This window comes from Streptomyces sp. E-08 (genome assembly GCF_049913095.1).
GTDB lineage: Bacteria > Actinomycetota > Actinomycetes > Streptomycetales > Streptomycetaceae > Streptomyces.
Genome location: NZ_CP183971.1, coordinates 7,847,259 through 7,858,663, shown reverse-complemented (window position 1 = coordinate 7,858,663; position 11,405 = coordinate 7,847,259). Strand labels below are relative to the sequence as shown.

Below are 11,405 nucleotides of genomic sequence, written 5' to 3'. Positions count from 1 at the left end.
TCACCTCCGCCCGGTGATGATGTCGTTCAGATCCGATCCCGGTCTCCGTGCCTCCGCCCCCAGAGCCCGCACGGCCTCGATGAGGGCGTTACGGTACTCCCACGTGTGCTCCGGCTTGCCGTCCAGGGCCTTCGTCAGCTCCCTGAACACCGGCGCGTGGTACCGCTCCCCGTGTGCCCCCTTGTGCCCTTCGACGGGCTCGAGGTTGAAGTCGCTGTCGAGCGTCACGTCGGGCACGCCGGGGATGCTCGCCTTGGCGAAGATCTCCTTGAAAAGCGGCGTGTACACACTGTCCTTGTTGCCGACGATGTGGTGCTTGGGCGGCGGCTTCTCCGGGAGCTTCTCCGGCTCGCGCCCCGAGTCGAAGAACTGCTGCCGGGCGGCCTTGTCGGCGTCCTTCTTCTTCGCGTCCGCCCGGGCCCGCTCGTCGATCCAGTTGTTCGACGGTCGCGGCGGAGCCTTGCGCGGTGCCCCGGTCTGCTCCTTGGGCGCCGTGTCGCCCTTCTGCGGCGGCTTGCCCGCTCCCCCGACGGCGGGCTTGGGCGGTGCCGGGTCCTGGTCCTTGGGGACGGCGGGGACGAACTTGCCGTCGACCCAGTTGCCGTGGATCTTCTCCGTCCCGGGGTCGGGGTCCGTGCGCGGCGGCGGAACCACCGCGGGCGGCTGCGGCTTCTCCTCGTGGGTGGCGTACACGTACGCGCCGTACGCGACCGCGGCCACCACGAGGGCGACGGCCGCCAGTTTGAAGTACCCCGGGGCGACCCGGGCCACGACCCCGGCCGCCTCCAGCGTGGGCGCGGCCGCGGCGGCCGCCGCCGCGAACTTGCCGCCCTCGTCCACCAGTCGCCCGTCCGGGTCGTGGAACCGCACCGGTCCGCACCGCGCGTACGCGTAGCGGCACGGACCGTCCGCCAGTCCCGCCGGGTCGCAGCTCGTCCAGCGGCCGAGCCAGGGGGCGTAGTAGCGGGCGCCGAAGGACGAGAGGCCGGTCTCGTCGTCCCGTTCCTTGCCGGTGTACCGGTAGCGCTTGAGGCCGGTCTCGGCGGCGGTGCGGCCGGACTGGAAGGCGGTCGTGCCGTAGGGGTGGTACTCCTCGTGGCCCACCAGGGCGCCGTTCTCGTCGAGTTCGACGCGGACGGATTCCTGGTGGTCGGCGAACCGGTAACGGACGGCGGGCCGGCCGGCGGGGAGGGTGGCCGTCTCGACGAGGGCCACGGGCTCGCCGGCGTCGCCGACGCGCAGGGTCTCGCGTTCGAGGGCCGTGCCGCCCGCGCCGTACTCGCGGTAGAGCTCGAAGCCGCCGACGTACCGGCGCTCGTTCTTGAGTGCCCCGGCCGCCGTCACGGTCACCTTGCGGGCCCGTTCACCCATGGAGTCGTAGACGTAGTACGTCGTCTCGGGCGTGCCGGCGTTCACCACCTGCCGTGCGGTGGCCGCCAGGCGGTCGCCGTGGTCCCAGCGCATCAGCGGAAGGTGCGGCATGCGGGTGATGTCGCCGTGCGCGTCGTGGGCGTACCGGGCGCCGTAGCCGCCCTCCGTCGCGTAGTCCGGCAGGCCGCCGGCCTCGCCGGGCAGGCTGGTGGCGAGGAGCCGGTTGCTGTCGAGCGCGTACTGGTGGTGGCGCCGCCACAGGGTGGGGCCGGGGGCCTCGACGTCGGTGCCCTCGTGGTGGGCGAGATGCATGAGGTTGCCGACGGCGTCGTAGCGGTAGCGCTCCACGTAGCCGCGCAGCCCTTGGAGGTCGTGGGGGTGGACGCGGGCGCCGGCGAAGGGGTGGTCCCGGTGGCCGCCGTCGGGCGGGTCGGGCAGGAAGTCCGTCTGGCCCGTGTGTTCGCGCCCGCTCGCGGCGACCAGCCGGTAGAGCGCGTCGTGGGTGTGGTCGCGGGCGGTGTCGACGCCCGCGATCGTGGCGAGTGCGGCGTCCTCGACGCGCGTGATGTTGCCGACCGGGTCGCGGGTGTAGTGGAGGTCCTGCACCACGGAGGCGTTCGTGAACAGGAGCGAGGCGGTGGCGTCGGGGTCGGCCGGCCGGGTGGTGCGCACGCCGGTGAGGTGGAAGGTGAGCGGGTCGTACGTGTACGTGCGGCGGGCGCCGTTGCCGTAGGCCACGCGGGTGCGCCGCCCGTGGGCGTCGTAGTCGACGTCGGTGACGAACGCGGTGGACGCCGCGGCGCCGCGCAGCCGGACGTCGACGCGCTCGGGCAGGCCCGCCTCGTTGTAGGACCACAGGGTGACGAGGCCGTCGGGGGTCGTGGTCGCGACCGGGCGGCCGAGGGCATCGTACGTGGTGCTCGTGGTCAGCGGCGGGCCCGGTTCGAGGAGCGGTTCGGCGAGCTCGGCGGTCCGGTCCGGGTCGGTGAGGGAGCCGAGGGCGGACCAGTCCGTCGTGCCGGTGTAGTCGCGGGCGAAGCGGCGGGAGGTGGCGAGCAGGTTGCCCTGGAAGTCGTAGCGTTCGCTGGTCGTCGCTCCGGCGCCGTCGTAGACGCGGAAGGCCCGGCCGCGCAGGTTCCGGTCGGGGTCGGGGTGCGTCTCGCCGTAGACCCGGTGCTCGACCAGTGTCTCGGGTGCCGGTGGGTCCGCGGGGTCGCGCGGAGCCCCGGTGACGGTCGTGTCGCCGGTCGCGGTGACGTACGTGCCGACGGGGCGGCGCAGGGGGTCGTAGGTCGTGCGGGTGCGGAATCCGCGGGCGTTCCAGGTGAAGAGAGGTCCGTCGGTCGCGTCCTTGAGGGTCCAGCGGGCGCCGGAGTCCGGGCTGTGCTCGAAGAGCGCGCGCCCGGTCAGGTCGTAGCCGGCGCTGAAGCCGCCCGGGGACAGGTTCTGCGGGTCGTCGAGGGGATGGGGCCCGGGTGGGAGGGGTGGGACGGTGTGCTGGAGGACCCGGTTGCCGCGTGGGTCCTGGATCCAGAGCGGAGTGCCCTCCACGTCCAGCCGGGTGAAGGTGACGTGCTTCTCGTCGACGCCGTCGAGCCTGTTGTGGGCGATCGTCAGGACGGTGTGGCCGAGGCTGTCGAGCAGCTTCCGTCCGGGGGTGCCGGCGTGGGCGGCGGCCTGCCGGGCGGCTCGGCGTTCGGCGGGCAGGGCGGAGGTGCTCGTCCGCGCGTACCACCCGTTGCCCGGTTCGAGGACGGTGTCGTTCTGGTCGTGGTCGGTGACGTGCCAGGGCGAGAAGTCGACGCGGCGGTGGCTGCCATCGGGGAGGTCGGTGCGGATCAGCCGCCCGATCGCGTCGTAGAAGTGCAGCGGGGTGACGCCGTGCTCGCCGGGTTCCTCGAAGCGGTGACCGCTCTCGGGCGGGCTGAAGTAGGGCTCGTACCGCTTGACCGGGTTCCCCTTGTTGTTGACGACGGTCTTGCCTTCGGCGATCCAGCGCAGCGGGCCGCCCGGTGCGTCGGGTTCTGCCTGGGCCTTCCTGACCAGGGGGTTGCCGACGCCGTCCGTGTAGAGGAAGGCGGCCTGGAGGGGGCTCTCGGTCTGCTCGTCGGCGTGCCGTTCGCGGGTGAGCACGGCGGTGCAGGGCGGGTGTGCGGCCCAGACGACCTCGCCGTCGCGGAGTTCCTCGCCGAAGTGGCAGAGCCATCGGTTCCTCGCGCCGAGGAGCAGGGTGCGGGCGTGCGCGGGGTCGTAGGCGTCGGTGGCGAAGAAGGCGGTGAGGGCGGTGAGTCCGGGGTCGAGCGCGGCCGGGTCGAGCCCCGCGAGGTGGTCACCGGTGCCGTCCTTGCCTCCGTGCGCGTCCGCGGCCGGCAGGCCCAGGGCGTCGAACCGGACCTCGGCGTGGTTGCCGTTGATGTCACGGATCCTGCGGGGCGCCATGACCCGGTAGTCGTGGGCGAGCACTTCGGTGCGGTTGCCGAGGGGGTCGGTGCTCACCCTCACGGAGAGCCCGTACGGGTCGTGTTCCAGGCGGGTGCTGTTCCCGAAGGGGTCGGTCCGGCCGGCGGGCAGGAAGAACCGGGTCGCCGCGTCGGGGGCGTACTCGGCGCCTTCGGAGCAGCGCCAGTACCGGCCGGCGGCGTCCTCGCCGAGGAGCCGTACGGCGGCCGGGCCGCCGAGGTGGCCGCTGACGGCCCGGTCCGCCGCCGCGGCCCTGACCTCGGCGGTCGCCTTGTCACCCAGGACCGTCGTGAGCATCGTGTCGGTCCAGGCGAGGGTGTAGGTCCCGAACGGCACGGCGCGGGCCGTCAGGCCTCCCAGGGGCAGGGGCGCGGTGAGCGTCTCGTCGTGGAAGAGCGTGCGGACGAGTTCGAGGAGCCGCTTCTGCGGTGTCGTACGGTCGGGCAGCTGGTGGTGTTCGAGTTCGGCGACCGGGATGCCGCTGCTCTGGTACCGCTCGCCGAGCCGGAGGCGCCGCAGGCCGTCCGCGGTGACCCACCGGCCGTCGCCCGCCCGGACCGGGCCGATCCCGGTCAGCTCGTACGTGCGTGCCTCGCAGGGCAGGGGGAGGCGGTGCCGGTCGGGGTGGGACGGGAGCGGGTCGGTGGTGCGGCTCTCGGTGTAGGCGACGTGGATCTCGCCCTGGACGGCGGCGACGAGGGCCTCGGTGCCGGGCGGCAGGAGAGGATCCGCGAGGGGGACCGGGCGGGTGCGCGGGTAGGCGACGGTGACGGCCTGGAGGACGCTTCCGTACGCGTCGACGGTGAGGTTGAGGGTGTGGACGATCCGTGGATCGGGTGCGGGTGCGGACCCCGTGGAGCGCAGGTCGAGTTCGTAGTGGTGGGCGACGGTCTCGCTCTCGTACGTGTGGAGGACGGCGTGGTGCCCGCCGACACGGGGCTGGACGAGGCGGACGTGGTGGGCGTGCGAGGTGGCGGCGAGCACGCGGACGGGAGCCGGGGGTCGTTCCGCGTCCTCCGCGGCGCCGAGGTCGAGTTCGTACGTCTCCTCGCGGAGGAGCGCGCCGTGGAACGCCCTCACCGCCTCCCGCCGTTCGTCGGGGCCGAGCGGCAGGCCGTCGTGGCCGGGGCCCGGCGACGCGTACTCGTCGGACGCGCGGAAGTACTCGTGCCGGAACGGGTGCAGCGGGTCCCGGCCCTCGACGGGCACCCCGGTGTGGTGCCAGGTGACCGTCCGCACGGGTGGCTGGTGGAGCCGGTGGTCGGCGGTCACGTACGGGCTGTCCGCGTTGGCCGCGGCGAACGTGCCGTAGTCCTCGACGTCGGTCCGCTCCACACGGGCGAAGCCGCGGAACTCGCGCTCGGTCCCGTCGAAGCAGCCGTGGTGGTAGCTGTAGCGGCTGGTGAAGGCCGTCCCGCGCCACTTGTCGCGCGTGGTCGTCCGCTCGACCACATGGACGGGGAAGGGCAGCGTGGTCGCCCACGGGGTGCCCGCCCGCCGGTCGCGCAGGGCGAAGGCGGTGGAGGGCGCGTACGTGACCTCGGTCTCGGCGCCGAGGTTGTTGCGCACCCGGGTGAGGAGGTGGGGCTTCACCCCGCCCATCAGGTCGAGATAGCGCAGGGGGCGGCGGCCGTCCTCCGGCAGGGGTGAGGACCACACCAGGCAGGCCGTGCCGTTGCCGAGCAGGTCGACGGCGAGGACGTCGGTGAGGGTGTCCGCCGGGGGCAGTGCCGGCAGCGGTACGGGCGGCGCGAAGTCGTTGCCCGACCGGTTGAAGTGGATCAGCGCGCCGTCCGGGTGGAGGTGGAGGAGGTCGGTGCTGCCGGAGCCGTCGACGTCGGCGAGGAGGATGCGGCGCTGGTCGAAGCGGTCGGGGTGGTCGGACGGGGCGCCGGCCATCACGATCTTCGGGCCGAAGCGGCCGTGGCCCAGGTTCGGCCAGTAGCAGACCTCGCCATTGCGGATGCGGACGAGGTCGCTGAGGCCGTCCCCGCTCATGTCGGCCAGGTGGACCGACTGTTCGGCGTCGGCGAGGACGAGCACCGGGCCGTGCTCCTCGTCCTGGGCGCGCCGCTCGCGCCGCTCGGGAGCGAAGCCCTCTTCGCCGAGGGAGGGGTGCCAGACCAGGGCGTCGTCCTCGGTCACGAGGACGTCGGCGAGTCCGTCGCCGTCCAGGTCGACGAACCGGAGGCGGGGATCGTTCCAGTCGCGGTCGGGCAGTGAGCCGAACGGGGTGTACGGCCCCCATGCGCCGTCCGCGGCGCGTTCCTGGAACCCGGGGTCGGGCCCGGTGAAGCGGACGAGGTCGGGGCGTCCGTCGCCCGCGAGGTCGAGGAACCGGGCTCCGGTGGCCAGGGCGAGGGACGGGCGGTCCAGGACGAGCTCGGGCGGCCCGAACCTGGCCTGGGCGACCGGAGGGACCCGGGCGGATTCGGTGTCCGGGGTGGACCGGCCGGCTCTCGTGGCCCGTGGCGCGGCGAGCGGGCTGAGGTTGCGCTTGTAGAACCACCCGCCGCCCTGTTCGGTGAGGATGCCCGGCAGCCCCTCGCCGTCCAGGTCGACCCACATGTGGCGGGTTCCGTCCAGGCCCGTGGGCAGTCCGTCCAGGCTCTCCTCGTCGAGGTCGCGCAGCGTGTGGTCGACGACGGCCTCGGAGTAGTCGAACTCGACCGGGGGCAGGGCTCGGGACCGGTAGCCGTCACCGTCGCGCTGGTAGCCGCGGTGGGTGACCGCCGCGAGGGTGGCGTGCACGCCGTACGCGTAGCGGAGTTCCGTCGAGCGGACGAGGCAGTCGGCCCCGACGTCCGGCTCGTCGGGAAAGTGATGGAACATCAGGATGCGTCGGCAGAGGCGGTGGGTCCGCGCCTCGAAGCCGGAGCGGAACGAGGAGAAGGGGTCGGGGCGGGCGGCCCAGGGGCCGGTGCCCCGCGGGGTGGGGGCGGCCGGGTCGTGCTCGCCGTAGTCGAGGACGAGCTCGAAGTGCCATTGCTCGGCGGCGGGGTGCGGGTGCCAGCCGGTGGCGGGGTCGAAGGAGGACGGCCAGGGGGTGCGGTTTCCGTAGCGGATCCGCTTGAGGTGGCGGTTGGCCGCGCGCTGCCGGTGCCGCTCGTGGCCGGCTGCCGTGTCCACGCACTCGTCGTCCTCGGGCCGGTAGCCGTAGGCGACGAGGTTGCCCCGGTCGTCGTGGCTCTCGCAGATCAGCCAGCTGAACACGCGCGACCCGTCCGCCGGGTCGGCGATCCGTGACTCCGGGGTGCGCCCGTACCAGGTGGTGACGTCGTCGCGGGAGATCGAGCGCCAGAAGACGTCCGTCGGGTCCAGGGTGTTCGTCCAGCGCTCGATGCGGGCGAAGAGGCCCTCGACGCGGGGGCGGTAGCGCCGGACGGTGTAGCGGGTGCCGCCGACCGTGCGCGGCGGCAGCGCTTCCGGCACCCAGCGGTCGCCGTCGGGGACGAGGACGGGTACGAGGTCCTCGGCACCAGCCAGGACGAACACGTCGGAGTCGGCCGCGTCGTCGTACCGTGGCACGCCCTTGTCGGTTCGGCGGGTGATCGCGGGAAGCCCGAGGCTCCAGCCGAGTCCGAAGGGCCCGTTGCCCGCGCCCGAGTCGTAGCCGAGCGCGAGGGCGGGTCCGAAGCCCGAGCGCCCGGGCGTGGCCGCGACCGGTACGGTCATGGCACCGGTGCCGGTCACCGGATTGGCCCCGAACTTCTCTCCGATGCCCTTGATCGCCCCGCCGCCCTTCGGCAGGCTCACGGCGGGCGGACGCCGTGGAGCGGACGTGGGTGCACCCGTCGTGCCGGGCCCGCTGTCGGCCGCACTCGGCGCGGATTCGCTGTTGATGGCCACCACAACCCCCACCTGATCATCGCCCCGGGTACACGGAAGCTAGTACACCGGCCCTTACTCCCCCATGCACGACATACATGCCGTCGAAGCACACACCCGACATCGCACACCCGAGTGCGCCGCGCGCGCCCCGCCACGTCCCGGAGGGCTGTCGTCGGGGGCGAAGCGCAGGCGATGATCCATGTCACTGTCGTGGGTCCTTCAGAAGGCCACGGCGCAGCCCTTAGCGTGGCCGGAACGAGCCGGGCGCGACGCGGGCGCGTGCCGCTGAGGGCACCGCGTACGCAGGGAGGTGTCGGCGACCCGTAGTGCTCATCACCGGCAGGGTGAAGGGATCATGATGTTCCGCAAGGTACTGGTGGCCAATCGCGGGGAGATCGCGATTCGCGCGTTCCGCGCCGGCTACGAACTGGGGGCGCGCACGGTTGCCGTCTTCCCGCATGAGGACCGCAACTCTCTGCACCGGCTGAAGGCCGACGAGGCGTACGAGATCGGTGAGCCCGGGCATCCGGTGCGGGCCTACCTCTCCGTCGCGGAGATCATCCGGGCGGCCCGCCTGGCCGGCGCGGACGCCGTCTACCCGGGCTACGGATTCCTGTCCGAGAACCCGGAACTGGCACGCGCCTGCGAGGAGGCGGGCATCACGTTCGTGGGGCCGTCGGCGCGGACCCTGGAGCTGACCGGCAACAAGGCGCGTGCGGTGGCCGCCGCCCGCGAGGCCGGTGTACCCGTGCTCGGTTCGTCGGCGCCCTCCACCGATGTGGACGAACTGGTGGCGGCCGCCGAGAGCGTGGGGTTCCCGGTGTTCGTCAAGGCCGTCGCCGGTGGCGGCGGCCGCGGCATGCGGCGGGTCGAGGACCCCGCGACGCTGCGCGAGTCCATCGAGGCGGCGGCCCGTGAGGCCGAGTCCGCGTTCGGCGACGCCACGGTCTTCCTGGAGAAGGCCGTCGTCGACCCGCGCCACATCGAGGTGCAGATCCTCGCCGACGGCGAGGGCAATGTCATCCACCTGTTCGAGCGGGACTGCTCGCTGCAGCGCCGTCACCAGAAGGTGATCGAGCTCGCCCCCGCCCCCGGTCTGGACCCGGCGGTGCGGCAGCGCATCTGCGACGACGCCGTGAGGTTCGCCCGCCAGATCGGCTACCGCAACGCGGGCACCGTGGAGTTCCTCCTCGACCCCGAGGGCAACCACGTCTTCATCGAGATGAATCCACGCATCCAGGTCGAGCACACGGTGACCGAGGAGGTCACGGACATCGACCTGGTGCAGTCGCAGCTGCGCATCGCCGCCGGGGAGACCCTCACCGACCTCGGCCTGACGCAGGAGTCCGTCGTCCTGCGCGGCGCGGCCCTGCAGTGCCGGATCACCACCGAGGACCCGGCCAACGGCTTCCGACCGGACACCGGCATGATCAGCGCGTACCGCTCGCCGGGCGGCTCGGGCATCCGGCTCGACGGCGGCACCACCCACGCCGGTACGGAGGTCAGCGCCCACTTCGACTCGATGCTGGTCAAGCTGACCTGCCGCGGCCGGGACTTCAGGACCGCCGTGGACCGCGCGAGGCGCGCGGTGGCCGAGTTCCGCATCCGGGGCGTGTCCACGAACATCCCGTTCCTGCAGGCCGTGCTCGACGACCCGGACTTCCAGGCCGGCCGGGTCACGACGGCCTTCATCGAGCAGCGGCCGCACCTGCTCACCGCGCGCCACTCGGCCGACCGCGGCACGAAGCTGCTCACCTACCTCGCCGACGTCACCGTCAACAAGCCGCACGGCCCCCGGCCCGAGCTCGTCGCCCCGGCCACCAAGCTGCCCCGGCTGCCCGCCGGCGAGCCGCCCGCCGGGTCCCGGCAGCGGCTCGCCGCGCTCGGCCCGGAGGGCTTCGCGCGCGGTCTGCGCGAGTCGCCGACCCTCGGCGTCACCGACACCACCTTCCGCGACGCCCACCAGTCGCTCCTCGCCACCCGGGTCCGTACGAAGGACCTGCTCGCCGTCGCCCCGACGGTGGCGCACACCCTGCCGCAGCTTCTGTCCCTCGAATGCTGGGGCGGCGCCACCTACGACGTCGCGCTGCGCTTCCTCGCCGAGGACCCGTGGGAGCGGCTGGCCGCGCTGCGCGAGGCCGTCCCGAACATCTGCCTGCAGATGCTGCTGCGGGGCCGTAACACCGTGGGGTACACCCCGTACCCGACGGAGGTCACCGACGCCTTCGTGCAGGAGGCCGCGGCCACCGGCGTCGACATCTTCCGGATCTTCGACGCGCTCAACGACGTCGACCAGATGCGCCCCGCGATCGACGCCGTACGGGAGACGGGGACGGCGGTCGCCGAGGTCGCCCTGTGCTACACGTCCGACCTCTCCGACCCGTCGGAGAAGCTCTACACGCTGGACTACTACCTGCGGCTGGCCGAGAGGATCGTCGCCGCGGGCGCGCACGTGCTGGCGGTCAAGGACATGGCCGGTCTGCTGCGCGCCCCCGCCGCGGCCAGGCTGGTGTCCGCGCTGCGCCGGGAGTTCGAGCTCCCGGTGCACCTCCACACCCACGACACGGCGGGCGGCCAGCTCGCCACGTACCTCGCGGCGATCCAGGCCGGCGCGGACGCGGTGGACGGCGCGGTGGCCTCCATGGCCGGGACCACCTCGCAGCCCTCGCTGTCGGCGATCGTCGCCGCCACCGACCACTCCGACCGGCCCACCGGCCTCGACCTGCAGGCGGTCGGCGACCTGGAGCCGTACTGGGAGAGCGTCCGCAGGATCTACGCCCCCTTCGAGGCGGGTCTGAGTTCACCGACCGGGCGCGTGTACCACCACGAGATTCCCGGCGGGCAGCTCTCCAACCTGCGCACGCAGGCCGTCGCCCTCGGCCTCGGCGACCGGTTCGAGGACGTCGAGTCGACGTACGCCGCCGCGGACCGGATGCTGGGCCGTCTGGTGAAGGTCACGCCGTCGTCGAAGGTCGTGGGCGACCTCGCGCTGCACCTCGTCGGCGCCGGCGTGGCGCCAGAGGACTTCGAGGCGGCGCCGAACCGCTACGACATCCCCGACTCGGTGATCGGCTTCCTGCACGGCGAACTGGGCACTCCGCCCGGCGGCTGGCCGGAGCCCTTCCGCAGCAAGGCGCTCCAGGGCCGCGCCGGCCCCAAGCCGATGCGGGAACTCACCGCGGAGGACCGCACCGGCCTGGCCGAGGACCGGCGCGCGACGCTGAACCGCCTCCTCTTCCCCGGCCCGACGAAGGCGTACGAGACACACCGTCAGGCGTACGGCGACACGAGCGTGCTCGACAGCAAGGACTTCTTCTACGGGCTGCTGCCCGGGAAGGAGTACGCCGTCGACTTCGGGCCCGGCGTGCGGCTGCTCATCGAGCTGGAGGCCATCGGCGAGGCCGACGAACGCGGCATGCGGACCGTCCTGTCCACCCTGAACGGCCAGCTGCGGCCGATCCAGGTCCGTGACAACGCGGCGGCCGCCGACCTCCCGGTGACCGAGAAGGCGGACCGGTCCGACCCCGGGCACGTCGCCGCGCCGTTCGCCGGTGTGGTGACCCTGGCCGTCGCCGAGGGCGACGAGGTCGAGGCCGGCGCGACGGTGGCCACCATCGAGGCGATGAAGATGGAGGCCTCGATCACCGCCACGACGGGCGGACGGGTGTCCCGCCTGGCCATCACCAGGATCCAGCAGGTGGAGGCCGGCGACCTCCTCGTCGAGATCCGGTGAGGCAGTAGGC

Annotated in this window: 2 protein-coding genes; one reads left to right on the top strand and one right to left on the bottom strand. The window is 73.2% G+C overall.

Going from position 1 to position 11,405, the window contains the following annotated elements; genetic code table 11:
• Positions 1-7,587 (bottom strand): SpvB/TcaC N-terminal domain-containing protein, encoded by a 7,587-nt coding sequence (locus tag ACN9MM_RS35960; protein ID WP_426367955.1) that lies wholly within the window; start codon positions 7,585-7,587, stop codon positions 1-3.
• Between the two features lie 433 nt (positions 7,588-8,020).
• On the opposite strand from ACN9MM_RS35960, the gene ACN9MM_RS35955 reads away from it, so the two are divergent.
• Entirely contained in the window at positions 8,021-11,395 is a 3,375-nt protein-coding gene (locus ACN9MM_RS35955) for a pyruvate carboxylase (RefSeq protein ID WP_426368917.1), read from the top strand.
• Positions 11,396-11,405 lie beyond the last annotated feature (10 nt).